The sequence below is a fragment of the Nodosilinea sp. AN01ver1 genome (genome assembly GCF_050565655.1).
In the GTDB taxonomy this organism is placed as follows: domain Bacteria; phylum Cyanobacteriota; class Cyanobacteriia; order Phormidesmidales; family Phormidesmidaceae; genus Nodosilinea.
In genome coordinates, this window is record NZ_JBNXVS010000013.1 from 98,288 (window position 1) to 124,250 (window position 25,963).

A 25,963-nucleotide genomic window follows, 5' to 3' on the forward strand; every position below is an offset into this window, starting at 1 on the left:
CAAAGTGGCATCCGTAGGCCGCTGATTCTAGCGAAATTTTTTCGTCAGGGATGATAGTATGGGTGTACTAAACTTTCACGCCATGCTCGACCTGATGAAGCTGGCCCGGCAGATGCAGGGCATTAGCCAGCACCTCAGCCAGGAGGCTATCGCCGCCCAGGAGCGAGTCGCCGTGGCTCGTAGGCTGCTGGCGATCGCGGCCCTTCGCCAGTCCGAGCTGGTGGCTAATGCCGAAACCTGGGGCGATCGCGCCCCCTTCACCGCCGCTCAGCCTACCGAATCGCTACAGCTGCGCGCCGCTGTGGCTGCCGCCCCCGAGGCCCACACGGTGCTGGCCACCGACGGGTCGCAAATCTCCCCTAGCCACCACGAGATCGCCTACTGCTACTTAATTAACGTGGGCCGGGTGGTGCTGCACTACGGCCAGAGCCGCTTCCCGCTGCTCGACAGCCTGCCGGAGGTGGTGTATCGGGCCGAAGACCTTTACCTGTCGCGCCAGTGGGGCATTAGCACCGAGGAGTGGATGGGGCACCGCCGCACCGTAGCCGAGGCGATCGTGCTGGCGGAACTGGGGGAAGCGGTTCACGACAGCTTGATGGCTTCCGACTCGGGACTAGAACCCGTGCCGGTGCTGGCCCTGGTCGACGGATCGCTGATCTACTGGTTCTTGGAGGCGCTGCCGGGGGAGGCCCGCGATCGCATTCTCCCCCCCATTCTCGACTCGTGGGAGCGACTGCGGCGGCAAAACATTCCTCTGGTGGGCTACCTCAGCGCCAGCCGCAGCGGCGAGGCCATGAACTTTTTGCGGTTCGCTGCCTGCCCCTATACTCAGCCCGACTGCCAAACCCACTGTAGTAGCGGCGGGGGCAGCGACGATAGGGGGCAGGCCGATCGGGCTCCCTGCGGCAGTTTTTTGCCCCTGCGCGATGCGACGTTTTGGGCCACGGAACTAGAGCCTGGACAGCGCAGCCCCTTCTGGCGCAGCACCGCCAGCATTTTGGACCTCTACGGGGAGCATCGCGTTTACTTTTGCTACCTGAATGTTGGCCCTGAGGTGGCGCGGGTAGAGGTGCCCCAGTGGGTAATGGCCGATGAGACTCTGTGCGAGATGGCGCTCAGCATGGTGCTAACCCAGGTGCAGAAAGGCTACGGCTACCCGGTGGCGCTGGCCGAGGCCCACAACCAGGCGGTGGTGCGGGGGGGCGATCGCACCCGCTTCTTTGCTCTGCTTGAGCAGGAGATGATCCGCGCCGGCCTGAAGAACGTGGGCACCTCCTACAAAGAAGCCCGCAAGCGCGGCAGCATTGCCTGAGCCTAACCGATGCATGCGGAGGCTTCACGCATCGGGGTTGAGAGCAGTGTTTTGATTATTGCTCTCTAGAGTTTTAGCGGCAGCAGAGGTATTTTTGGCGGTTGATCATTGCTATTTTCTATGGTTCTTGAGTGCGTTGGATGGCTGTCTTGACAGTTCAATTTTGGTTGTTCTTGTTACATTTTCTCTGTAATTCAGTCACTTTTTGGGGGAAGTTACTGAGCCAGTGTTGCGACTGCCCTGGTAACAATTCGCACTTTTGAAATGCTTTTGCTTCCAGGCTTTACCGCCTCAGCACTGAACCTGCTCAGACAGCGAAAAGGTCTATTTGCAAGGATTTGAACCGTCCGTCGCATCACTTTCAAACTCCAGCAAGTTGACCAAAGGTTCGCGGATATGAATGCGCTGGCCTGTATCGTTTGAAATAGGGTCAAACCGAGACTAGAAAGATTGGACTGTCCATTTAGCCTGTTGCCTGACATTTGAATAAGTTAGTAGTCTAAATAGCAGGCCGCATTTCGGAATAGGATGCTGGCAGGGTGTAGTCGACGGTGGTTTTTGCAGACTGGGATTAGTTTGCGCTTAGGTTCACCGTTGTTACCGACCGATAAAGCTCATGTCGATCTGTACCCTTGCCATGCCCTCCCAGCCCCACGATTTTCTCCCCCAGGGCAATCAGGATAGCGATTCGTCCGCCTTTGAGCTGATAGATATGGCTACCGCCCTCGATCAGGCTGCCAGTTCGGCCTCCCCCCCAGCGGCAGCCCGCCATCCCAAGTGGGTCTGTAGCCGGGTACTTACAGGCCACAGCAGCTGGGTGCGATCGGTAGCGGTGAGTGCCGACGGCAACTTTATTATTAGCGGCAGCGGCGACAAAACCGTGCGGGTGTGGAACCTGGCCACCGGCCACACCATGCAGGTGATCGACAACCACCGAGCCTGGGTGCGGGCGGTGGCCGTCAGCCCCGATCGCACCTGCTTTGCCAGCGTCAGCAATGACAACACCGTTCAGCTGTGGGATTTCACCACTGGGGCAGCCCTGGGGCAGCTAGAGGGCCACAGCAACTGGGTGCGGGCGGTGGCCTTTAGCCCCAGCGGCAAGTATCTGTTTAGCGGTGGCCAAGACCACAAGATCTGCGTCTGGCGGCTGAGCGATCAGACCCTCATCCATCAGTTTAATGGCCACACCCACTGGATTCGCGCGATCGCTGTCAGCCATGACGGCACGACCCTGATCAGCGGCAGTCAGGACAAAACTCTGCGCCTGTACCGGCTCAAGGGCAAGGGCAGCAACCATGTGCTCACCGGTCATACTGGCGAAGTGCTATCGGTAGCCGCCAGCCCCAATAACTGGCTGCTGGCCAGCGCCAGTGCCGACTGCACCGTGCGCTTTTGGAAGCTCAACAGCGGTCGTGAAACCACCTGCTTCAAAGCGCATTCGGCCCCGGTCAACAGCCTGGCCTTTAGCCCCGATGGTCAGCTACTGGCCACCGCCAGCAACGACAGCACCATTCGCCTGTGGGACATGGAGCAGGGCCGCTTGATCAGCATTCTTACCGGGCACGAGGGCTGGGTGTGGGGGGTGGATTTTGCCCCCGATGGCAAGACTTTGGTTAGCGCGGGCTGGGACGGCACCGTGCGAATCTGGCAGGAGGAGGGATGAAATTTTGGATTGGGGATTTGGATTGGGGATTTTGGATTGGGGCTTACAGACCCGTTATGGCTCGCAGGTACTCGCGGCGCATGGTGGCGATCGCATCGATCGAGATGCCCTTGGGGCACACCGCCTGACATTCGCCGTGGTTAGAGCAGTCGCCAAAGCCCTCGGTTGTCATCTGTTTGCCCATCGCCAGTACCCGCTGCTGGCGCTCGGGGTGGCCCTGGGGCAGCTGGGCCAGGTGGGCTACTTTGGCGGCGGTGAACAGGCTGGCCGAGGCATTGGGGCAGGCGGCGACGCAGGCTCCGCAGCCGATACAGGCGGCGTAGTCGAAGGCGGCATCGGCGCTGGCCTTGGGGATGGGGATGGCGTTGGCCTCCGGGGCCGACCCGGTTTTGACCGAGATATAGCCGCCCGCCATGATGATGCGATCGAGCGCGGCCCGATCGACCACCAGATCTTTAATTACCGGAAAGCCCTTGGCCCGCCAGGGTTCAACAGTAATTTCGTCACCATCGCTGAAGTGCCGCAGGTACAACTGGCACGTCGCCGTCTGGGGCAGCCCGCCGTGGGCTTTACCGTTGATCATGACGCCGCACGAGCCGCAGATGCCCTCGCGGCAGTCGTAGTCAACTTCTACCGGGTCGACCCCGGCCTGAATCAGCTGCTCGTTGAGCACGTCGAGCAGCTCTAGGAACGACATATCGGGGTGGGCATTGGCTACGGTATAGGTCTGAAACTGGCCAGGAGCATTGGCGTTGGCCTGACGCCAGACCTTGAGGTGAAGTTGCATAGCGGTGGCAAAAACAAATCTATCTGTAGTGTAGCGATCGCAGAGAAAGGGTTTGAGATTTGCAGGGGCAGGGGGCTGCTGCCCCTGTGCCTGCTGCCCTGAACCTTGCACCCCGTTTCCCCCTAGATGGTATAAATCAGGCAGTTTACTGAACGCTTATGGCTAAGGGTAAATCTAAATCTGGGGCTAAATCTGGAGCGGGAGGAGATTCGCGAGCGACCGACCGCCACGTCTACCGCGAGTTTGGCCCCGCTGACCCGATGGCGCGGGGGGTGCCCGATCGCCCGCCCAACCAGCAAGCGGTGCGGGTGCAGGTCAGCCGCAAGGGACGCGGCGGCAAAACCGTGACGGTGATCACGGGTTTTCAGCACAGCCCGGCCACCCTCACCGCTTTGGCCAAGCAGCTCAAGGCCCAGTGCGGTACGGGCGGTACCGCCAGGGAAGACAGCATCGAAATTCAGGGCGACCATGCCCAAAAACTAGTCGAACTCCTGGTGGCGAAGGGCTACCAGGCTAAACGGAGCGGAGGTTGACGGGTATGAGGTGGATGGCCAAGAGACGGGTCAAGGGATGGCGGCGATCGCTGCTGGGTTTTGGGGCGGCGCTGATTGTGGTGGTGGGTGGCTCAGGGCTACTGCCCCTTCTGCCTGGGTCGGCAGCAGTGGTTCCGGCTGAGGTGGCCCCAGCCCCCGGCCCTAAGCAGGGATTGAGTGAGCAGATGGATCCTAGCCCCAATATTCCTTTGCCCTCCATTCCTGTCGTTATCCCCACCGATATTCAAAATCACTGGGCGAAAGACTGCATCACAGAACTGGTCGAACAGCGCCTGATCGCCCCCGACGCCAGGGGGCTGTTTTACCCCAATGACCCGATTCTCTGGGGCGACTACATTACCCTGCTGAACCTGCTCTCGCCCGTGGGGCCAGTCCAGGGGTGGATGAATCCCCTAGAGCGGGTGCTGGGGGTGCAAAATACGCCCACGGTGGCGGCCCACTACCCCGACCAGTACTTTCAGCCCGATCGCCCCCTGGTGCGAGCCGAAGCCGTCATGGCCCTGGCGGCCAAGCTGGGGGCCAACTACGAGCTGGCCGCCAACACAATCATCAACGCCAGCCTCGAAGACGGCCCTCAAGTGCCCCCCTACGCCCGCGAAGGGGTGGCCGCTGCCCTCACCCAGGGCGTGGTGGTGAACTATCCCCAGGCCAACCGCCTCAACCCTGTTCAGCGGCTGACGCGAGGCGAGGCGGTCGCGTTGCTGTGCCACGCCGCCCCCAATAACCCGGCCCTGCGCCAGACTATTGACCCCGCCTGGGTAGCCCAGGCCCAAACCCCCGCCGTGCCCTCGCCCCTGCGCGAAACGCGCGGCGTGTGGCTGACCAACGTCGATAGCTCAGTGCTCTTTTCGACCGAGGCACTGCAAGGGGCGGTGAACCGCCTGGCCGACCTCAACTTCAACACGATTTACCCCGTGGTGTGGAACTACGGCCACACCCTCTACCCCAGCGCTACGGCCAAGCGCGAGCTGGGGGTGAGCCAGCACCTGATGGGCGACCTGCGCGCCCCTGGGCCAGCCTCCGAGAGCGATCGCGACATGCTGCGGGAGGCGATCGAGTTTGGCCACGCTCGGGGCATGGCGGTAGTGCCCTGGTTCGAGTTTGGCTTTATGGCCCCCGCTAACTACGAGCTGTACCGCCGTCACCCCGACTGGTTTACCCAAAAACAGGCTGCCTCGGTTTCGACCCTGCCCAAGGCGGGGGCAAAACCCTCAGCATCGACCAAACTCAGTGCGCTAGAGCGGCTTCAGGCCGCTGACTTGAGCCGCGAAAAAAACCGAGCCAGCCAGTGGATTGCCCAGGTGGACGAATTTCTGCCCGACGAAGCGCCCCTGGCTGACCCCGGCATTTGGATGGAGGGCAACGTGATTCCGCGCCGCTGGATGAACCCCTTTCACCCGCAGGTGCAGAAGTTTCAGCTAGAGCTGATCAACGACCTGGTCAGCAACTACGAAATCGACGGCTTTCAGTTTGACGACCACCTGGGTTTGCCGGTCGATTTTGGCTACGACCCCTTCACCATCAACCTCTACCGGGCTGAGCACGGGGGGCAAGCGCCGCCCAGCGACCCCCAAGATGCCGAGTGGATGGCCTGGCGAGCCAGCAAAATCTCCGACTTTTTAGGAGAAGTGTACAAGCTGGTCAAGGCCCGTCGCCCCAACGCAGTGGTGTCGATTTCGCCCAACCCCTACCCCTTTGCCTATGCCAACTACCTGCAAGACTGGCCCACCTGGGTGAACCGGGGCATTGTCGATGAGCTGGTGGTGCAGGTCTACCGCAGCGACCAAAACCGCTTTATGTGGGAGATGAACAAGCCCTCAATACAGGCGGCGCGGCGCAAAATTCCGGTCAGCATCGGCATTCTCAGCGGGCTGCGGGCCGCCCCGGTGAAAATGGACTTTATTACCGACCAAATGACAGCGGTGCGCGATCGCGCCTACTCGGGCATGTCGTTCTTCTTCTACGAATCGCTGTGGATTTCGCCGCCGCCCGAGACTGCCGCCCAGCGGGTAGAAAAACTCCAGCAGACCTTTGCCAGCCAGGCGGGCCGTCCTGGTCGCTAAGCTACACCGCGTACAGCACCACATTCTCCTGCTCGTTGGGGTCGTTGCGGGCGACGATCGCCTGAGCCGGTTCACTGTCGCTCAGGTTGGTGGGCTGGTGGGGCACCCCCGGCGGAATGTAGAGAAAGTCGCCCGCCTCGTTGACGATGGTTTTGGCCAGTCCTTCGCCGTAGGCCGTTTTGACTCTGCCCTTGAGGATGTAGATGGCGGTTTCGTAGTCTCTGTGAAAGTGGGGTTCTGCGGTCGCCCCCGGCGGAATGATCACTAAATTCATTGACAGGCCCTGGGTGCCTGCCGTTGCGGCAGAAATGCCGACAAAGTAGGGCAGCTTTTGCACCGTGGCGGTGTCGTGCTGGGGCCGCACGGTAACAATCTCGGCATCGGCGGGCGTTGAAGCAGATGAATCGGCCATAGAAGTTTCCTCAAGCGTGGTGAACCAGAAGGGCAAGCTATCGCAAATAAACCACAGATTACGGGCTAGTCAGAAGCAGGGTTTAGCCCTGTCGTCAGCCTGGGCCAAGTTCTACTGCTAAGGCTGAAACGGTCTAGGGTGACGAACGACCTGAAAGGTTGCCCCGCCGGTCTGTCTGAGGTTTGAGCAGTACTAGAAAAGTTAACGCTGCGGTAGGCCCAGCCCCTGGTCTGGAGAATGCCGCCAAAGGATGCATCGGATGATGCCCTGTAGGATGGTAAATACGTCTTACCTTGAGCGATCGCGATCCGATGCCCCCCAAATATAGCCGACCTGACCAGCTACCAGAGCAGCCCCCCGAAGGCATGAATCCTGAAAAATATGCTCGCCTCAGGGCCGAAGCCCAAGCGCCTTACAAAGGCCTGCGCAAGTTTATCTATGGGGCGGTAGGGGCCTCAGGGGCGATCGGGGCCTTTGTCTTTTTTACCCAGCTTTTGGCCGGGCGCGATGTCAGCAGCGCGCTGCCCAACCTGGCCGTGCAGCTGGGGGTAATTGCCCTCGTGGTGGTGCTATTTCGGTTAGAGAAAAAAGATTAGCGGGTTATTATGGCGCTGATTACCGTGCGCCCTGAGGGGCTGTACTGCGAAAAAGGTGACTTCTACATCGACCCCTGGCGATCGGTGCAGACGGCGCTGATTACCCACGCCCACAGCGATCACGCCCGCTCTGGCTCTGTACAGTACCTGGCAACGGCTCAGTCAGAGGGCATTTTGCGGCGGCGGCTGGGGGGCGATATTCAGCTGCGGGGGCTGACCTACGGCGATCGCATCAAGCTGGGCGAAACCTGGGTGTCGTTTCACCCAGCGGGGCACGTCTTGGGCTCGGCCCAAATTCGGGTTGAGCATAAGGACGAGGTGTGGGTGGTGTCGGGCGACTACAAGCGCTGCGCCGACCCCTCCTGTGCCCCCTTTGAAGTGGTGCCCTGCGACACGTTCATTACCGAAGCTACCTTTGGTCTGCCGATCTACCGCTGGGAGAGCGGCGCTGAGACGGTGCGCCGCATCTACGACTGGTGGCAGGCCGACCCTGAGCGGCCATCAATTTTGTTTTGCTACGCCTTTGGCAAGGCCCAGCGGGTGCTGAGCGAGCTGACCAAACTGACCGATCGCCCCGTCTACGTCCACGGCGCTATTCACGTACTGACCGAGATCTACCGCGAGCAGGGGGTGGCAATGGTGCCAACGATCTGCACCTCAGAGATGCCCAGCAGCCACAGGTACACTGGCGACCTGGTGCTCGCGCCCCCCTCAGGCCACCGCTCCAGCTGGATGAAACGCTTTAAGCACCCGCAAACCGCCTTTGCCTCGGGGTGGATGGCGGTGCGCGGTGCGCGGCGGCGGCGCGGCTACGAGCGGGGCTTTGTGCTCTCAGACCACGCCGACTGGCCAGGGCTAATTCAAACCGTCAAAGATACCGGCGCTAAAACGGTGTACGTCACCCACGGCCAGTCAGACGTGGTGTCGCGCTATCTGCAAGAATCGTTGAACCTGGAGGCCATGCCTCTAAAAACTCTGTACGAAGGCGAGGACGACATCTAATGGAAGCAACCCCCTGGCTCGATGCTGCAATGGGCGGGCTGGCCCTGCTAATTTTGCTGGGGGGCCTGTGGATGCTCTTGAGCGGCGTGGGCGACATGGATCGCTGAGGGCGGGCCCAGGGCTTTGGCGTAGGTCACTAGCTTACTGGCGCTGTAGAGAGCCGTAATGGCAAACATGCCCACCGCGACCCAGTTTTGAAAATGCTGGCCAATCCATAGACAGGCAAGGATGAGCGCGATCGCATCTAGGGTCAGCACGTCGAGGCGCGATCGCCAGTTCGCCGCCTGAATCGGCTGAGGACCAGTCGGCTCCAGCCGCAGGGTCGCCACCAGGTTAAAACCAATGACGCTGAGCAAAATAACCGCCATGCCCCAGCCCAAATAGCCCGCCGCCGCGCCGTAAAACCCCACCAGCTGGCCCACAACGGTCCAAATGACGACTTGGCCAAAGTGCTTAAGTCGCGGATCACCCAGGCGCTGACCCACCACTTCCACATTGCGCAAATCGACTCGGGCCATGTGGGCCTGCTCAAAGATGGCCAGCAGCAGCGCGATCGCCAGCAGTCGATGAGGCCAGGGGTGAGGCTGCACCGCCTGGTAAAGCAGCCCCACCGCCGCAGGCATAAATAGCATCGCCGCTAGGGCAGGAGAAAGTCTCATCGTCAATGCACCACCCGCTGGAGCGTTTCACCGGAATGGGTTCAAGCATACCGCCAGATCCAGCATTTATGCTTAGCTCTTGGGCCTATTTCCCATCTGGTTACTCCAAAAAGGGAATTTTTAGCCGTTGTCAGTCTCAGCTACGGCGGGCTGAGCCGGGCGGCTGTGCCACAGGCGATAGCCACCATAGCCTGCCGCCGCCAGCAGCGCCCAGTAGGGGCTAAAGGCCAGCAGCCACAGCCCCAGCTTCAATCCGCCCACGGTAAAAGCTTTCACCGATTGGGTGGCCGATTCCCAGGTGTTGCCCAGGGTTTCACCCACGGGTCGCAGCGGGGTAACTTGCGTGACCGGGCTTTGTAGGGTCAAAGCAATTTGTGAATAGGCCACCTGGCGCTTGAGGTTCTGCTGCTGAGCAGCCATGCGCTCGATCGACTCGCGCACGGTGCTCAGCTCTCGCGCCACCTCCAGCACGTGGGAAATTTCGCCCGATCGCTCCATAATTTGCAGCAGCGCCGCCTCCGACTGGCGCAAGTTCTTCAGTCGGGCCTCAAGATCTACCAGCTGGCTCGACACATCTTCAGCAGTGAGCGACTGCTGCTGCACGGTGCCCAGGGGACGCAGGGCATCGAGCACCTGATTTAACTCCGCCTGGGGCACGCGCAGGGTCAGCGAAACCTGCTGGGCAGCCCCTTCAGGAGAGCGGTGATCTTGCAGACTCAGCACATCTCCTTTGGCCTGCTGCACCGTGGTTTGCACCTGGTTTACGGCCGCGTCAATGTCGGTCAAGACCAGGGTGAGGCTGGCCTGCTTGACCAGCTGGGGGGTAGGCTGGCCAATATCGCTGGGAACCGGCTCAGTGATGCCGCTCCGTTTCGCCATATCTGCCGCTGGTTCTGCCGCTGGGGCAATCGCCTGGTTTTCAGCCGGAGGCGCAGCCCCGCCCATCGCTATATCAGCCTCAGTAGACATGGCCTCTTGCCGGAGCACAATCTCGGGTACCTCGGCACAGCCGCCAGTGAGCGTGGCCCCCAGGGCGATCGCCAACAGGGCCGCACGGTGGGTACGCGGAAAAGGGAATGCAGAGCGGGTCATGGGGCTACCTCAGCCAAACTCGGATGGCCTTACTATCGCCTGATCCTGGCGGACCTAAGGGGGACGTTACCAATACTGAAACCGAGCTGGGAAGGTTAAGCTACAGCGTTCTCTGGCATACCAGGAAGGCTTTGGCCTAAAATTTTAGCTATAGGAGTGCTTATGACCACGACCCCCGATCGAGAACCTACCCTGGCTGATATTGCTCAGCAGATCAGCGAATTGCAGGTTGATATGGAAAAGCGGTTTGAGGAAAGCCGTCAGGAGCTGAAGGCGGAGGTAGAGCGCTGGGACGAGCGCTTCTTTCAGTTTCAGCGAGATAACTTGACCACGGCGCGCACCATCATCATTACGGCGGGGAGTGTGGTAATTTTGTCGCCGGTACTCCAGGCACTGGCTCCAGCGATTCAAACGGTGGTGTCTCGGCTGGCTGGGGTAGATGTCGCCCAGTAGTGCTGGGCAAAACTTTTAGGACAGGAGCGATCGCACCCCCGTGCCCAACCCCATTACCGTTACCGTCAAGCTGTTTGCCATTTACCAGGAAGCCTACGGTACCCCCGAGGCTCAGTGGCAGTTTCCCGCTGGGGCAACGGTAGGGGCAGTGCGCGATCGCGCACTGGCTGAGCACCCAAGGCTGGAACCGTGGCGCGATCGCACCCGCCTGGGCCTCAACCTCCAGTTTGTCGCCGACGATACACCGCTACACGACGGCGACGAGGTGGTGCTGATCCCTCCCGTCAGCGGTGGCTAGGGCTAGTACAGACGACCTAGCTCAAGTCTGCTACTTTGCATAGAAAGCTTCAAAAAACTTTGGAATTGCCGCATCCAGCGTGGGGTAAGCGATCCCCATTATTTTTGTCTTTAAAGGAATACAGAACCTCTCAAAAGGGTCTCAGCACTCCGGACATTTCCATACCCATAGCGTAGAGTTGATTGTATTGCCCCCACATCTAGCGTTTGTGTTGGAGCGCCCGCTATGGATTGGTTTCCTCGCCGCCACGCTGTTGTCTTAGCCCGCAGCAGCCCCGGTCGCCTCGCCTACCTCGAAAAAACCGGGATTGTTGTACCCCAGCGAGCCGGACACCCGCCCCGACTCGAAGTGCTCTACTCCTGGGAGCAAATTCTGGAAATTCGCGCCATTAGTCGCCTGCGGCAGCACCTGTCGTTTCAGACCATCCGCAAAATTTTACAGTATTTTGACGACCACGGCGTCAGCCGCACCCTGCGCGACAAGCATCTGGTGATCAATCACCACGGGGTCAGCTGGGTACAGCCGGGTGCGATCGCCCCTCCCCAGGTGATTCACTTAGTTGGCCACGGGTGCAGCTTCATGGGGCAGTTTGTGCTGGGCCCCGTCGAGGCTGACGGGTCAGATTTAGGATTTTCCAGTGACATCGCCAGCCCTACCACCCCTAAGGTGGTGAATATTGAGCAGTTTAGGCAAAAGGTGCGCCCGCGCTAGGACCGGATTGGAGTCGGTAGACCGCTCCTTGGCAACCTGTGGGTATGTTTAGGTCAGCCACTCTGCTCACCGAGCAAGCCATGGAAAAGCCTAAAATGCCTGGGAGTATGCGATCGCGCTCCTATCGATGGATCACCGCTACGTTTGGCCTGGTGTTTGTCTTGCTAGCGATCGCTATTCTTGCCACCGCCGACAGCAACCGCAAACTCGGCTCTGCGCTAGTCGCCATCATCGTCGGTGGCCTTGGCGGTGATGCTATGGTGAGTGCGGCCCGCAACGGGCGATCGATCCTGTCGCGCCTTGGGCCGCTACCCTGAGAGGTTCAGGCCAATTCGGGCTGATCGATAAAAAGCCCCTGGATGAACTCACCCAGGGGCTTTTTGGTTAGCTCACCATCTCGCCGGTTTCTTGCAGCACGTGCAGGCGGTGGTAGATGCCGCCGTGGGCCAGCAGCTCTTCGTGGTTGCCCACTTCGGCAATGCGGCCCTCCTCTAGCACCACAATTTTGTCGGCTTCGCGCACCGTGCTCAGGCGGTGGGCGATGATCAGCGTAGTGCGGGTGCCAAGAATCGATCGCATGGCCAGCTGAATCGATCGCTCCGACTCGTAGTCGAGGCTGGAGGTGGCTTCGTCAAACACCAGCACGTCAGGGTTGACCAACAGGGCGCGGGCAATGCCCAACCGCTGCCGCTGACCGCCCGAAAGGCGCACCCCCCGCTCGCCCACCACCGTGTAGTACCCCTTGGGCAGGCGGTGAATAAATTCATCCACCCGAGCGATGCGGCAGGCTTCGTTCACCTGCTCTATCGACGCGGTGGGGTTACCGTACTTGAGGTTGTCGAGCAGAGTGCCGTTAAACACGTCCACTTCCTGGTGCACGATCGCCAGCCGCTTGCGGTACCCCGTCACATCCAGGCGGCGAATGTCTTCGCCATCGATCAAAATGCGGCCGCTGTGGGGGTCGAAGTAGCGAAACAGCAGCTTCACCAGCGTCGACTTACCGGAGCCCGATCGCCCCACCAGCGCCACCGTTTGGTAAGGCTCGATCAGCAGGTCGATGTTTTGTAGGACGGGCTTTTCGTCGTCGTAGCCAAAGCTCACCTGGTCAAAGTGCACCTTGCCGGTGAACTGGTAGGTGGGCAGGCTCTCGAGGGCGTCGGTCAGGTTCACCGCGTCGGTGCCCAGGGGCTCTTCCATAAATTCGTGGAAGTGCAGCATCGAGGCATAGCGGCGGGCGAAGACTTCGCCCACTTCGCTAATCGGCCCCAGCTCCGAGTAGGCCATACTCGACACCGTCAGGGTAGTGATAAAGTGCCCCAGCGAGATGTGACCCTGCAGCGTGGCCAGCAGGGTCATTACCAGCAGACCAAACACACAGCTCTGAACGATCAAGTCCTGCCAGGTGCCGAGGATGACGTAACCCTTGTGAATGACGCGGATGACGACAGCAAACTCGCGCTGCAGCCGCTGGCTCTGCCGCCGCAGCTCGTCCCGCTCAGCCGCAAACGCTTTCACGGTTTTGATGTTGGTGATGATCTCCGAGGTGCGGCTCTCGGTATTCTCCATGTAGGTGTCGAGGGTCTGCTCCTTTTTGTTCAGGCGAATCAAATCCTTCAGACTAAAGCTGAGAATGCCGATAAACGACACCAAAAAGACCAGGGCAATGCGCCAGTCAATCCACCAGATCAGAACGAAGATGCCGGTGATGCGCACCAGCTTGGGAATTAGCTGATTGGCAATTTCGGGGTAGGTCCAGGTGTGGTTGGACAGACCCCGCGCCACCCGCCCCGAGATTCGGCCGGGGTTGTTCACGTCGTAGAAGCCCAGGGGCAGGGTCAGCAGCTTGCGAATCACCGCATGGGTGTGGTCGTGCCGGGTGCGCAGGGCAATATCCCAGTGGAACCAGTCGGCCACCCAGGGTTGAATGGGGGCGCGCACTACGGTGGCGAAGAAAATAATGGTCAGCAAGAGGGCAATAGCCAAACCAGGCCCAGCCGGATACCGCACCACGGCAGCGACCCGATCGACCATACCCTGGCTCAGGGGGTCAATGGGCTGGTTCGAGAGCACGTTGAGCAGCTGGCCAATGCTGTAGGGCACCACCAAATCTACTACCTGAAACAGGCTGCTGGCGGTAATGCTCCAGATCGCCATCCAGCGGTAGCGACTGTAGTAGCGAATAACGTGTTGAAAAGAAGCCATGACGGAAGCCGTCCTGCGATCGAGTACCTTGTAGTATACATACTACAACACAGGATTACGGATTCTGCAAGGCCGTTTAGGTTAATAGCTCTGTTCGGCTCGCTGCTTCAGGCTCGCTAGCCAGGCCATCAGCGAAGTGTCGAGGGTGCTCTGCATCAAGCCTTTTAAGCGATTAGCGTGGGGCCAAACACCAGCCAGATCAGCCAGGCGACCTGGTGAATCACCACAATCAGCCAAAACTCAAACTGGTAGGACCGCTTCAGACTCTTGTGGCGCAGAAGCTGCTGGGCGACATACCCACCCGGCCAGCCCCCGACCAGTTCACAAACATGCAGAGTCTGTTCAGAGGTGCGCCATACTTTTTGCTTGGCGCGGATTTTGTCGTCGGCATACAAAACGTAGGTAAACACGCTCATTACCGGGTAGAGCAGCAGCGGCCAAACATTACCGGTTATCCAGCTAAAATGGGCGGCCCCGGCCAAAGGAAGACACAGCAGCAACAGTAGCTTAGCCAGCAGCAAGATTGTGGATCTTTTAGAACCTCGCCTACCGCTAGATTTTGGCTTTTCTAAGGGGGGCTGCGATCGCTTTCTAACGCCTTGTATAAAGGCATTGACGGCGCGGGTTTTGCCGTCAGAATTGATTACACAGTAGTAATAAATCGTATCGTTGAGGCGCGGGCGGCGAACTGAGTCTTTAAGCTCGGAGATGTGTAGAAAAACCTCTTTGCCCCCATCATTGGGTTGAATAAAGCCAAAGCCGCGATCGTCTTTCCATTTTACTAGCTTGCCGCTGCGTAAATCAGCATCCATAGTCGAGTTGTTTCATAACGTTTCCTGTGAGCGTCACAGGCAGATTTTGTGATTTAAACAGGCTGAAGCAATGTTGAACGTGAATTCAGACCTTTACGGTAGGTGACATCCCTGTAATCTTCTCAACGGCTCACCCCGATCGCTGGGGCACCAGCGCCAAAATGGCCTCGATCAGCTCGGCGACCTCCATCGGCTTGGGCAAGTGCTTTTGAAACCCGGCGGCAAAAATTTTCTCACGGTCTACATTAGTGGTGTACGAGGTCAATGCAATCGCCGGAATTTCGCTGGCAGAGGCCATCTCTCGCAGGTGCTGCATCAGCATATAGCCATCCATGCCGGGCATACCAATATCGCTGACTAAAACATCGGGCCGGGTTTTAGCCAGCGCCACCATTGCATCGGCGGCGGAAGATAGCGCCGTCACCTGAGCCCCAAACTGCTGCAGCGTCGCGGTAATTAAATGGCGGCTATCGACATCATCTTCAACAATCATGATGTGAATATTGAGCAGGTCATGGCCATTGGTCTGTTGGGGGATGGGGAGCGGTTCTTCGACCCCGGCCAGCATTACCGGCAGCCGCACGGTAAAGTTCGCCCCCTGCCCCTCGCCAAGACTTTCGGCATGAATAGTGCCGCTGTGCATATCGACAATTTGATGGGCGATCGCTAGCCCCAGCCCCAACCCACCAAAGTCTCGGGTAGTGGTGCTATCGGCCTGTCTAAAGCGGTCAAAAACGTGGGGCAAAAACGCCGGATCAATTCCTTTGCCGGTGTCGCTAACGTGAATTTCTGCCCAATTTTCAGCGTAGTCTAACCGCACGCTCACCCGGCCCCCCGTAGGGGTAAATTTCACCGCGTTAGACAGCAAATTCCAAACCACCTGCTTGAGCCGGTTGTGGTCACCTAACACCTTAAAGGGAGCCGCATCTAGCTCAGTTTGAATCTGTACGCCCTTGGCCTCGCTCACAGAGCGGACGGTTTCTAGGGCATCGTCAATAATCGCGGTTAGCGACGTGGGCAGACTGTTTAAGATCAGCTTGCCGCGCAAAATGCGAGAGACATCCAGCAGGTCATCAATTAGCTGAGACTGCTGGCGGGCATTGCGCTCAATAGTTTCCAGGGCGTATTCAGTTTTGGCTGCACTCAGCTGAGTGGTGCGCAGCAGCCTGGCCCAGCCCAAAATCGGGTTCAGGGGTGACCTGAGCTCGTGGGAGAGCACCGCCAGAAATTCGTCTTTAATGCGGTTGGCGTTCTCGGCGGCTTCTCGGGCCACGCGCTCCTGTTTGAGCAGGCGGGCGCGCTGGTCTTCGAGCTGCTTTTTGTCGTCTACATCGGTGATGGTGCCCACCCAGCGGGTCACCTCGCCGCTGCTGTCTTGCACCGGCAGCCCGCGGTTAATAAACCAGCGATAGACGCCATCGTGGCGACGAATGCGCTGCTCGATTTCAAACGCTTCCCCCTTTTCTAGGGCCTGTTGCCAAAGCACCATGACGCGCTCCTGCTCATCGGGATGCACCGTCTGCGTGCCAGCTGTGCCCAGGGCTGTTCCTCGGGGAATGCCTGTGTAGTCGTACCAGCGCTGATTCCAGTACTGAACGCCGCTGCGATCGGCCATCCAAACCATTTGAGGCATGGCTTCAGCCAAAACTCGGTAGCGTGCTTCGCTCTCTCGCAGGGCATCTTCAGCCTGCTTGCGAGCCGTAATGTCAATGCCGACCATCGTCACAACCCAGCAGTTTTGGGCCTCGTCGCGGCGGGAGGTGAGGCTGTCGGCTATCCACCGCATCGTGCCATCTTTGTGCAGAAACCGATATTCCACCGTAATCGGCTGCTGCCCAAACACAGCCGCAAACATGGCCTCAGCATTGGCCGCCCAGTCTTCTGAAAAGGTGCGGGCCGCCCAAAGCTCGGCGGTCAGCTCCGCCAGGGTATAGCCGGTCAGGGCTTCGCACCCCACCGAGCGATAGTCTAAAACGTAGGTGCGATCGGCAAAAAAGCGGCCGCGAGCAATAGATGCAGGGGCCGTATTGAGCAAGCTGTCGAGCTGCTCCTGGGAGGCGTGCAGGGCCTGCTCCAGGTGTTTGCGATCGCCAATATCGACCCGCAGCAGCGACACCCCATCGCCAAATGGGTAGACCCTGTTTTCGAGCCAGCGCCCCTCGTCGGCGCAAAACAGCTCAAAGCTCGTGGCGGTTTGCGCCTCAACCGCCCTGTGCAACCCCTGGTAAAAAGGCGTGGCCACCGCCTGGGGAAATACCTCCCAAATCGATCGCCCCAGCAGAGCCTGCCGAGGGGTGTGCAGGGCGGCAACGGCGCGGTCATTAACGTAGGTAAAGCACCAGTTTGAGTCAAACATCATGAACTCATCGCTGATGCTGGTTAAAACATTCTCCAAACTCCTGGCAATTGTCTGAGCCTCTGCCCGCAGGGTCCGCTCGCGGCGCTCGCCCACAATCTTTTGCGTGGTCTCATTGATGGCAATAAAAATGCCGCCCACCCGATTCGACTCATCCCAAATGGGCGTATACGAAAAGGTGAAATAGCCCTCCTCAGGCTGGCCGTTGCGGTTTAAAACCAGAGGCTGATCCTCAGACCAGGTAGCTTCGCCAGTGGCCATCACCCGATCGAGCAGCGGCCCGGCAAAATCCCACACCTCCCGCCAGCAGTCGGCCCCTCGCTGGCCAATGCCTGTGGGATGCTTATTGCCCGCGATCGGAATGTAGGCATCGTTGTAGAACTGAATGTAGTCAGATCCCCACAAAATCTGCATAGGAAACCTGGACGAAAGCAGAATTTGTAGCGCCACCCTAAGACTCTGCGACCATCCCTCAATCGGCCCTAGCGGAGTATTGACCCAGTTAAATGCCTGAATGAGCGATCCAGTTTTTCCCCCATTACGTAGGAAGATTAACTCATTGGATGGTGTCATCGTGTGAACTGCAGCAGTTTTAAGGTTTGCAGATTGGCTCAATAGAAGGCGGCGATCGCGCTTCGACTGGTTGTCATTATTGTAGAGATTTTGCCAGCGCCATAGGGTCACCGGGGGCTGACCACACGCTAACCAAATCAAAGCCAGAAGTAGAGTTTCACCTAAAGGAAAACTACAGATTTTGCTCTGGACTTGGTATACGAGCTAGCTGTACCCAGTTTAGAGAACCCGTGAGCCAACCGAATAGCTCAGCTACAGCGCTCAAATTAACTCTTGTTTTACTGCGTCAAGAATTACAACATCTAGCTCGACCCGCAACCCCAGCTGTCAAGCGTAGCTGTCCCAGCTGCCCTTTTTCTAACCCTAAAGAGACTCGGGCGAGACAATTCTACTCAGGTTAGTAAGCTCAAATCTCTCACTCCGTAGACTTTAAGATTAATATGTTGATCTATAAAGACTTATTAATTGAGCCTATTTTATCGCAGTTCTGTGGGCTGTTTACCTCTCACCAGCAGCTCTCTTCTCAGCAGTGAGGTAGGGTGCAGGGGGGCGAAGAAAGCTATATGCTTTAGAACCCGGCTCCACCTGATGATCCCTGTTTCCAGGCGTTCCAAAAGCAGCTATCCCCAAGCGATATCAAGAGATATTTAGATGCCCGCTGGTCTAATTCGGTTACTGCTAGTCGAAGACTCGCCCGTTGCCCTAGCCCTTTTGCAGCGCATTTTTCGAGATGTCCCCGACATGGAGGTCGTTGGGGTAGCCCGCAACGGTCATGAGGCTCTGGCCCTGATTCCGGCGGTCAAGCCCACCCTGATTTGCACCGATTTGCATATGCCCAAGATGAATGGGCTAGAGCTGACCGAAGAGGTCATGGCCCGTTTCCCCTGCCCAATTTTAGTGATCAGCGCGTCGGTACAGGCCGAAGACACCCAGACCGTGTTCCGCATTTTAGAGGCCGGAGCCCTCGACATTTTTCCTAAACCCCGTACCGGCCTGGCTTCAGAGTACGAAAAGGCTAGAACCAATCTGCTGGCTAAAGTGCGAGTGCTGTCCGGGGTAACAGTTTTTACCCATCGGCGGCGCAGTGCGGCCACCGCCACGCCGTCTTTACCCCCTCAGCCCGCTGGCTCTATCAACACTCAAATCAATACCTCGACCCCTCGACTTCTGGCGATCGGGGCTTCGACCGGCGGCCCCCAGGCGCTGCTGGCCGTTTTGCAGCCGTTGCCCAAAACGTTGCCTGTGCCCATTATCTGTGTGCAGCACATCAGCAGTGGTTTTTTGCAGGGGCTAGTCAATTGGCTCGACAGCAGCTGTGCCCTGCGCGTCACCATTGCCGCCCCTGGCGATACGCCTCAGCCCGGCGTGGTGTACTTTCCCCCCGAGCGGCACCACCTGGAGATCAATAGCAGTGGGCAGATGGTGCTCTCTCAGGGTGCGCCAGTGGCCGGGCACTGCCCCTCGGTAACGGTAATGTTTAAGTCGGTGGCGGCCCACTACCGACGGCAGGCGGTGGGGGTACTGCTAACGGGCATGGGGCGAGACGGAGCCGACGGGCTGCAGGCCCTGGCCCTGGCCGGGAGCCTCACCATCGCCCAAGATGAAGCCAGCTGTGTGGTGTTTGGTATGCCTAAAGAGGCGATCGCCCTCGGGGCCGCCCAGCAGGTACTCCCGCTGAACGCGATCGCGCCCTACCTGCTGAACCGAATCTTTTAACCCGGCCTGGCTAGCTCAGTGACCTTGCCTTGGAGAGCGATCGCGGGGGCAACACCCACCCGCGTAGTTTCACCAGGAGCCTGGGGAAATTACGCAACTATGTGAATAAGTGTTAATAGCTCCTCTCCCTGGGGAAAATTGAGTGCGAGCTAGGCTTCTGTCGCACTGTCCTGGGTGCGGGTGCAGAGTCTCATTAGGGTCTACTCGCTTCCCCAAGAGACTGGCTATGCTCTTGTCGGGCAAGCCAATGGCCTAAAGGCCTCTCAGCCGCTGGTTCAGTGCACTGCTGAACACTCCCGGTCAAAGGCTGTTCTGACATCGTCACTTTACGTATGGCCCTTCTAGCCAGCCGTCCCCATGCGTAACTTAGGGAGCACTAACCAATGGCAAACACTGAACATCTCAATATCCTGGAGAAAGGCGTTGAGACCTGGAACGCCTGGCGCATCCAGAACCCCAGCATTCGGCCCGACTTTCAAGGGGCAGACCTGGGCCGGCTGCATCTGCCCGGCGTCGACTTTCGTCACGCCAACTTCTACGAAGCCAACCTGAGGGAGAGCGTTTTCACCCGCGCCAACTTTGAGTCGTCGACCCTGTACCGCTGCGACCTCTGTATGGCCGACCTGAGCAGCGCCAACCTCAGCATGGTTGACTTCTACAAAACCAACCTCTACACGGCCAACCTCAGCCACGCCAACCTGCGGCATTCGCACTTTTACAAAGCCGACATGCAGGAAACGCTGCTCACCGATGCCGACCTGGGGGAATCTAATTTCTACGAAGTCGATATGCGAGAGGCCATCCTGCAATCGGCCAGCCTGGTCAGAACAACGTTTTACTACTCCAACCTCTGCAACGCCAACCTGTGCCAGAGCAATCTAAACTGCGCCAGCCTGATGGGGGCCAATATGGCCAAGGCCAACCTGCGTCGAGCCAGCTGCGTCGGCACCAACCTGTTTCGGGCGATATTGACCGGAGCCGACTTGACCGAGGCCGACCTGCGCGAGGCCGTTTTGCGGTTGGCCGACCTCAGCAATACCTCCCTTGAAAACGCCAACCTGTTTCGGGCCAACCTGTCTGAGGCCTGTCTCGACTACGCCCAGCTGGCGGGGGCTAACTTCAAGAAAACCAACCTGTGGCGCGTCAATTTGGGACAGCTGATTTTGACCCACCCCGGGCACGATAGAGACGCTATCACCATCGACTCCAGCGCTTTGAACTAGCCTGGGTTTTAGGTCGGGCGTGACAACGCTAATGAGATCAGGACTGTAGCGAGAATTGACGGACACGCCCCAAGCCATGGATGACCTGATTCTAAAACGCATTAGCAGCTTAATCAGCCGTCACTCCGGCATTCACATTCGCGACCAAGACTACAGCTCACTGGCAGAAAAGGTGTGGCGGCGGGCCAAGAGCCTGCGGCTAACGTCGCTGGCCGACTACCACACCTACCTGCTCAAAGAACTGGAGAACGGCCTAGGCTCATTGGTCAGCCCGACGGCTGGGGCAGTCCCCGCGTCTGAGTGGCAGGAGCTGTACTCAATTTTGACCGTCAACGAGAGCTATTTCTTTCGCGATAGCAACCAGTTTAGGCTCCTAAGCGAGCGCCTTCTACCCGACATTATCAGCCGCAAACAGGCGGCAGCAGGCCCAGGCGCTAGGCCCAGTTTGCGCATCTGGAGCGCGGGCTGCTCGACCGGAGAGGAGCTGTATTCGATCGCGATCGCCCTCGACGAACTCAACTTTCCGTGGGACCAGTGGGATACGCTGCTAATGGGCACCGACATCAGCAAAGCTGCCGTGGATAGCGCTCGCCTGGGGCTGTACGGCAGCTGGTCGTTTCGGCAAACGCCCGCTGACCTGCAGCAAAAGTACTTTTATGCTCACCACCAGGTGCATCAGATCTGCGATCGCCTGCGGCAGCGAGTTACCTTTCAAAACGGCAATCTACTCAGCGACCTCAGCCCGGCCAGCGGCCTAGGCCATATCGACCTGATTGTTTGCCGCAACGTATTTATTTATCTCGATAGCCAGGCGATCGGCCAAATCATTCAAAAATTTCATCGCGCCCTGGGACTGCAGGGCTATTTGCTGACCGGCCATACCGAGCTTTATGGCCAAGATACAAGTCAGTTTACCACCCTTAGTTTTCCAGAATCTGTTGTCTACCAAAAGCAGCCTGGGCTAAAACCAGCTCCCCCTCAGCCTGCCCAGGCTGCAACAATCCCTTCTTTAGAGCAGCGATTCGCGAAGCGTAAAGCCTGCGGCATGCCAGAAACGGGAACTGACTCGGAACGAGTATCCGTCCCGGAATCGCCCAGTGCTCTCAAAGCCAAAAACCCTCAAACTGGGCCTCGCTCTCGGGCTGCCCCCTTTCAAACCCAGGCTCAAGACCTAGAAAAAGCGCTGCAAGAGGCAGAAGCGCTGCTCGATCAAGAGGCCTACACCGGCGCTATTCGCAGGGCCGAAGCTATTTTAAAGGCTCACCCCAGGTGCGATGCCGCCCGCAAAATTGCCGCCCGCGCCTACGCCAATACAGGGCATCACGAGCAGGCTAAGCACCTGTGCCTCCAGGTCATTCGTCGCCACCCCTTGAGCCTAGAGATGCACTATTTGCTGGCCCAAATTGCTGAAGACCAAAATGATTTAGATGGGGCCAAAGCGCACCTGCGCAAAATTATTTACCTAGACGCCAGCTTTGTCAGAGCCTATCTCGATTTAGCCAGCATTTACGAGCGTGAAAAACAGATCGAAAAGACCCAAAAAATGCGCGGTCACGCCCTCATGCTGCTAGCTAAGCTGCCTCCCGATGCTCGACTAGACCATTACAGCGATACAACCGTTGCCCAGTGGCAGAGCCATTTAAACTCAAAAGTTGCTAGTGCAGAGAGCTGAGGTCAAAAACCAGTTCGACTTGCACCCAGACCGCATTTTTGGGGAATCACCATCTCTGGTAGACGATTGACTAGATCAACGACTTTTAGGTTGCATTGCTGATGATCGACCTTCTGCGGGAATGCTAAGCCCGGCAGCTCCTCTTCCTTGGCTTGGCGATGGGCTAGCCGCCTGCGCTCTGGTCCTTTGCGCCGCATCTTCCCCTGGGTAATTTGTGATGAACTCTACCTCGTACCTGCTGTTTGCCCTCGGCGATACCCGCTACGGACTGGCCGCTGATGCCGTACAGGAAATCTTTTTGCTACCCGCTCTGACCTCACTCCCTGAAGTTGGGCCAGCGATCGCAGGAGTGCTCAATCTGCGGGGCCAGCTGCTACCGGTGTTAAATCTCAGGCTATTGTTGGGGCACCCCCAACAACCCAATCGTCTCAGTCAGGTTGTCGTTTTGGTGCAGTGCGAGGGGCAACGGGTGGGGTTAGTGGTTGACCACATTCAAAACGTGGAGGCGATCGCCACCGTCAACATTACTACAACCCTAGAAACTCACTACATCGACAACGCTCAGCCCTCGTTAACGGCCGGGCTAGCGCAATACGCCGACAGCGTCATTGTCTTGCTCAATCCAGCGGCTTTGATGCAGGGTGCGGCGGGCATGGCCCCCAGCAATGTCATGCCACTGGCCGGGGCAGAGGGCGCAGCCAACCGATTTATGGCCCAGTTTAACCCTGCTGACCAGCAGGTGCTGCGAGAGCGGGCTGCGGGGCTGGCGCAGCCTTTGGCCACAGAAAACGACTCTGAGCAACTGGCCCTGGCGGTTGTCAGCCTGGCAGGAGAGCAGTTTGCCCTCAGGCTAGAAACAGTGCACAAGTTCACAAATGTCTCGCAAATAACGCCCATTCCCTGCTGCCCATCGCACATTGTCGGCAATATGAATTTGCGCGGCGAAATTTTAACTCTAGTCGATGTGCGACGCTTCTTAAACCTGCCTCCTGCCGCTGCTGCGCCGCTGCAAAAAGCCGTCGTTATGCGGTTGGGCTCGCTGGTAGCTGGGGTGGTTGTTGACGATGTTTTTGATGTGGTCTATGTAAATGCGGCAGAGGTGGCGGCTATGCCCACGGCTGTTCACTCTAACGAAAATCCCTATCTCAAAGGCGTAGCCCGCTACGGCGACACCCTGATGAGCCTCTTAGACTTACCCACGCTGCTGATTCAGGGAGAGCTAGTCGTCGATCAGACAGGTTGAGTCGTTCCTCTAACTAAAGTTAGCCATTCTCACATAAGCACCTGCGTTTACAACCCCTACGGAGACACACCATGAAAAAGCACAAGATTTGGAAACTACGCCACTGGATTTTACTGGGCTACTTGGTACCCGTCGTCGCGCTGATTCTCTCTGCGGGAGCCACAGTCGTTAACGTGCATCAGCTGGCAACAACGCTCGAAGAAGTAAAACGGGCGAGGGAAGTTAAAGAAGACATTGACCATGTCAACCTCAATGTTCAGATTATGTCCCGCGCTACCCGTGGTTATTTGCTACAAAGAAATCCTACCTCTCTCTTAGATTTTAATAAGGCAAAAACCGACTACATGGCTCTGATAGATGAGCTAAATGCCAAAGTTACTAGTGAGGCTCAGCTGCAAAACTTGACTGAGGTAAAAGCACTGATTGACCAGTTCATTGATGTGCATCAAAACATGATCACCTTAGTCAATGAGAACCAGAGCCAGGAGGGCGTGCAGGCTTGGCGAGAGAGCAATGGCCGTGCTCTAAACAGCGAGATTGACAGCTTGATTTTGGCTATGGAGCAAATTGAAGACGAAATAGTGGCAACTGACGAAGCCTTGCAGGTTGAAGCTCTCCGCCGCCTCCAGTTGACATTAATCAGCGCCGCAGCGCTGTCGGTTATTTTATCGACCCTAATTGGCACCCTGATCGTGATTAAAGCCTCGCGAATCATGGACCAGGCCGCTGGTGAGATTGCCAGTTCGGCCAGCGAGATTGCCGCCAGCGTCGAGCAGCAGGAGCGCACCAGCAGCCAGCAGGTGGCCTCGATGAGCGAAACCAGCACCACCATGGATGAACTGGGGGCTTCGTCGCGGCAGTCGGCTGAGCAGGCTGAAGCCGCCGCCGCCGGGGCCCAACAGGCGCTGGCGCTGGCCGAAGGGGGCACTCTAGCCGTTGAGCGCAGCCTGGAGGGTATGACGGCCCTGCGGGAAAAAGTGGATGCGATCGCAGATCAAATTCTCCGGCTCAGCGAACAGACCAGCCAGATTGGCGGCATCTCTGGTCTGGTGAGCGACCTGGCCAACCAAACCAACATGCTGGCCCTCAACGCCGCCGTAGAGGCCGTGCGGGCCGGAGAACACGGCCGGGGCTTTGCCGTCGTGTCGGGCGAAATTCGCAAATTAGCCGACCAAAGCAAGCGGTCAGCCGAAAAAATTAATGCGCTAGTAGCCGACATTCAAACCGCCATCAACTCGACGGTGATGGTGACCGACGAGGGCACTAAAAAAGTAGAAGAAGGAGTCAAAATCGCCGAAGAAACCGCCGATGCCTTTGCTGGCGTCGCCGATGCCGTCAACAATGTCGTGCTCAACAGCCAGCAGATTTCTCTCAACATCAAGCAGCAGGCCGTGGCCATTCAGCAGGTGGTCAGCGCCATGAACAGCCTCAACACAGGCGCACAGGAAACCGCCAGCGGCATCAGCCAAATCAAGATTGGCACCCACCAGCTCAACGAGAGCGCTGTTCAGCTCAAGATGGCCATTTAGCCCCAGCCGCCGATCAGAGAGTCACATAGACAACCGAGGGAAGCACCCTACCATGATGATTGACGACATCGAGCTGCGCGATATTTTCAAAACCTCTAGCGCAGAGCGGCTGCAAGCCCTCGACGACGGCCTGCTGCACCTTGAAAAGCACCCTGATGACCCGGAAATCTTAGCCAGCCTGATGCGCGAAGCCCACTCCCTGAAGGGGGATGGGAACATGCTAGGCGTTACCGACCTGGGCAAGGTAGCCCACCAGTTTGAGCACGTGCTGGGAGCCATTAAGCGGGGCGAACAAACCCTCTCCTCAGACCTGTTCGACCGCCTGGCTCGCGGCCTGACCGCCATGCGACAAATCGTTCATGAAGCTGCTACTGGCGAACCGGCCCAGGTCAAGGTGTTCTATGTGATGGCCGAGCTGATGGGAGCCGAGCTAGCCCCCCCGGCCGCTGAGGCAGACAATGCCCTGGTACCAGCCGATGAAGCACCCCAAAGCGCCGCCTGTGACGCCGCCGATGCTACTGATGACATCGCAAGCTCCATTTTTGCTGAACTGCCTCAGTCGGTAGTAGCCGATCTTGAAGGTGATTTGTCTGCAGCAAACGGTAAGGAAGCTACCAACGGAGCGATCGCCCTGGAGCAGGCCAAGCGCAGCGATCGCTACATTGACGACGACGAATTGCGCAGCCTCTTCAAAAGCACTAGCGAAGAGCACCTGCAAGCCCTCGACGACGGTCTGCTGCACCTCGAAAAACACCCCGACGACCAGGATGTGCTCGAAGCTCTGCTGCGCGACGCCCACTCCCTCAAAGGCGACAGCACTATGCTGGGCGTTGGCGATTTGGGCAAAATCGCTCACCAGATCGAACACCTGCTCGGCCTGGTGAAGCGCAACGAAGCGCCCCTGTCGGCGGATCTGTGCGATCGCCTCGCCCACGGCATGGCCGCCATGAAGCAGCTTGTCCATGAAGCCACCACTGGTGAACCCACCAACGTCAACGTCTTTTACGTACTCGCTGAACTCATGGGTGCATCCCC

23 protein-coding genes are annotated in these 25,963 nt (G+C 58.3%); 16 read left to right on the plus strand and 7 right to left on the minus strand.

What is annotated here, in order from left to right:
* Positions 1-82: 82 nt before the first annotated feature.
* A complete protein-coding gene (locus ACQ4N7_RS12680; protein ID WP_430711894.1) occupies positions 83-1,312 on the plus strand; it encodes a DNA double-strand break repair nuclease NurA in 1,230 nt (409 codons plus the stop codon).
* Positions 1,313-1,928: 616 nt separating this feature from the next.
* On the plus strand, positions 1,929-2,975 hold the full coding sequence (locus tag ACQ4N7_RS12685) for a WD40 repeat domain-containing protein (RefSeq protein WP_430711869.1): 1,047 nt from the start codon (positions 1,929-1,931) through the stop codon (positions 2,973-2,975).
* A 43-nt stretch (positions 2,976-3,018) separates the two neighbouring features.
* Here ACQ4N7_RS12685 and ACQ4N7_RS12690 read toward each other — a convergent pair whose 3' ends face one another.
* Positions 3,019-3,762 carry a succinate dehydrogenase/fumarate reductase iron-sulfur subunit gene (locus tag ACQ4N7_RS12690; RefSeq protein WP_430711870.1) on the minus strand — a complete coding sequence of 248 codons (744 nt, stop codon included), beginning with the start codon at positions 3,760-3,762 and terminating at the stop codon, positions 3,019-3,021.
* Positions 3,763-3,920: 158 nt separating this feature from the next.
* Here ACQ4N7_RS12690 and ACQ4N7_RS12695 point away from each other — a divergent pair, with 158 nt between their 5' ends.
* Together ACQ4N7_RS12695 and ACQ4N7_RS12700 are read left to right on the plus strand one after the other, a co-directional pair.
* Entirely contained in the window at positions 3,921-4,295 is a 375-nt protein-coding gene (locus tag ACQ4N7_RS12695) for a translation initiation factor (RefSeq protein ID WP_430711871.1), read from the plus strand.
* Between the two features lie 14 nt (positions 4,296-4,309).
* Complete coding sequence (locus tag ACQ4N7_RS12700; protein WP_430711872.1) at positions 4,310-6,379, plus strand: glycoside hydrolase family 10 protein; 2,070 nt, start codon at positions 4,310-4,312, stop codon at positions 6,377-6,379.
* Position 6,380: 1 nt separating this feature from the next.
* Here ACQ4N7_RS12700 and ACQ4N7_RS12705 read toward each other — a convergent pair whose 3' ends face one another.
* A complete protein-coding gene (locus ACQ4N7_RS12705) occupies positions 6,381-6,791 on the minus strand; it encodes a cupin domain-containing protein (RefSeq protein WP_430711873.1) in 411 nt (136 codons plus the stop codon).
* 311 nt (positions 6,792-7,102) lie between these two features.
* Between ACQ4N7_RS12705 and ACQ4N7_RS12710 the strand changes: the two genes are divergently transcribed.
* Both ACQ4N7_RS12710 and ACQ4N7_RS12715 read left to right on the plus strand, forming a co-directional pair.
* Entirely contained in the window at positions 7,103-7,387 is a 285-nt protein-coding gene (locus ACQ4N7_RS12710) for a DUF3493 domain-containing protein (RefSeq protein ID WP_430711874.1), read from the plus strand.
* A 9-nt stretch (positions 7,388-7,396) separates the two neighbouring features.
* Positions 7,397-8,389 carry a ligase-associated DNA damage response exonuclease gene (locus ACQ4N7_RS12715; protein WP_430711875.1) on the plus strand — a complete coding sequence of 331 codons (993 nt, stop codon included), beginning with the start codon at positions 7,397-7,399 and terminating at the stop codon, positions 8,387-8,389.
* Between the two features lie 47 nt (positions 8,390-8,436).
* On the opposite strand, the gene ACQ4N7_RS12720 is transcribed toward ACQ4N7_RS12715, so the two are convergent.
* Positions 8,437-9,048 (minus strand): hypothetical protein, encoded by a 612-nt coding sequence (locus ACQ4N7_RS12720; RefSeq protein WP_430711876.1) that lies wholly within the window; start codon positions 9,046-9,048, stop codon positions 8,437-8,439.
* A 120-nt stretch (positions 9,049-9,168) separates the two neighbouring features.
* Positions 9,169-10,140 carry a DUF4349 domain-containing protein gene (locus ACQ4N7_RS12725; protein ID WP_430711877.1) on the minus strand — a complete coding sequence of 324 codons (972 nt, stop codon included), beginning with the start codon at positions 10,138-10,140 and terminating at the stop codon, positions 9,169-9,171.
* Positions 10,141-10,302: 162 nt separating this feature from the next.
* Between ACQ4N7_RS12725 and ACQ4N7_RS12730 the strand changes: the two genes are divergently transcribed.
* From ACQ4N7_RS12730 to ACQ4N7_RS12745, 4 genes are all read left to right on the plus strand, one after another.
* Positions 10,303-10,593, plus strand: a complete 291-nt coding sequence (locus ACQ4N7_RS12730; RefSeq protein ID WP_430711879.1) for a hypothetical protein — start codon at positions 10,303-10,305, stop codon at positions 10,591-10,593.
* 40 nt (positions 10,594-10,633) lie between these two features.
* Positions 10,634-10,891: a MoaD/ThiS family protein gene (locus ACQ4N7_RS12735; RefSeq protein ID WP_430711880.1), complete on the plus strand. Its 258-nt coding sequence runs from the start codon at positions 10,634-10,636 to the stop codon at positions 10,889-10,891.
* Positions 10,892-11,116: 225 nt separating this feature from the next.
* Positions 11,117-11,602, plus strand: a complete 486-nt coding sequence (locus tag ACQ4N7_RS12740; protein ID WP_430711881.1) for a MerR family transcriptional regulator — start codon at positions 11,117-11,119, stop codon at positions 11,600-11,602.
* Between the two features lie 80 nt (positions 11,603-11,682).
* The gene (locus tag ACQ4N7_RS12745) at positions 11,683-11,919 is read left to right on the plus strand and encodes a hypothetical protein (protein ID WP_430711882.1); all 237 of its coding nucleotides are present in this window, start codon (positions 11,683-11,685) and stop codon (positions 11,917-11,919) included.
* 67 nt (positions 11,920-11,986) lie between these two features.
* Here the strand turns inward: ACQ4N7_RS12745 and ACQ4N7_RS12750 are convergent, their stop codons facing one another.
* The 3 genes from ACQ4N7_RS12750 to ACQ4N7_RS12760 form a co-directional block, all read right to left on the minus strand.
* The gene (locus ACQ4N7_RS12750) at positions 11,987-13,804 is read right to left on the minus strand and encodes an ABC transporter ATP-binding protein (RefSeq protein WP_430711883.1); all 1,818 of its coding nucleotides are present in this window, start codon (positions 13,802-13,804) and stop codon (positions 11,987-11,989) included.
* Between the two features lie 164 nt (positions 13,805-13,968).
* Complete coding sequence (locus ACQ4N7_RS12755; RefSeq protein ID WP_430711884.1) at positions 13,969-14,616, minus strand: DUF1294 domain-containing protein; 648 nt, start codon at positions 14,614-14,616, stop codon at positions 13,969-13,971.
* Between the two features lie 130 nt (positions 14,617-14,746).
* Positions 14,747-17,386 (minus strand): PAS domain-containing protein, encoded by a 2,640-nt coding sequence (locus ACQ4N7_RS12760; protein WP_430711885.1) that lies wholly within the window; start codon positions 17,384-17,386, stop codon positions 14,747-14,749.
* 810 nt (positions 17,387-18,196) lie between these two features.
* Between ACQ4N7_RS12760 and cheB the strand changes: the two genes are divergently transcribed.
* From cheB to ACQ4N7_RS12790, 6 genes are all read left to right on the plus strand, one after another.
* Positions 18,197-19,261 carry a chemotaxis-specific protein-glutamate methyltransferase CheB gene (gene cheB, locus ACQ4N7_RS12765; protein WP_430711886.1) on the plus strand — a complete coding sequence of 355 codons (1,065 nt, stop codon included), beginning with the start codon at positions 18,197-18,199 and terminating at the stop codon, positions 19,259-19,261.
* A gap of 383 nt (positions 19,262-19,644) precedes the next feature.
* Entirely contained in the window at positions 19,645-20,484 is an 840-nt protein-coding gene (locus ACQ4N7_RS12770) for a pentapeptide repeat-containing protein (protein WP_430711887.1), read from the plus strand.
* Positions 20,485-20,560: 76 nt separating this feature from the next.
* The gene (locus tag ACQ4N7_RS12775; RefSeq protein ID WP_430711888.1) at positions 20,561-22,156 is read left to right on the plus strand and encodes a CheR family methyltransferase; all 1,596 of its coding nucleotides are present in this window, start codon (positions 20,561-20,563) and stop codon (positions 22,154-22,156) included.
* 217 nt (positions 22,157-22,373) lie between these two features.
* Positions 22,374-23,399 (plus strand): chemotaxis protein CheW, encoded by a 1,026-nt coding sequence (locus ACQ4N7_RS12780; RefSeq protein WP_430711889.1) that lies wholly within the window; start codon positions 22,374-22,376, stop codon positions 23,397-23,399.
* Positions 23,400-23,470: 71 nt separating this feature from the next.
* Positions 23,471-24,928: a methyl-accepting chemotaxis protein gene (locus tag ACQ4N7_RS12785; protein ID WP_430711890.1), complete on the plus strand. Its 1,458-nt coding sequence runs from the start codon at positions 23,471-23,473 to the stop codon at positions 24,926-24,928.
* A 52-nt stretch (positions 24,929-24,980) separates the two neighbouring features.
* On the plus strand, positions 24,981-25,963 hold a 983-nt coding region (locus tag ACQ4N7_RS12790), incomplete at its 3' end, for an Hpt domain-containing protein (RefSeq protein ID WP_430711891.1).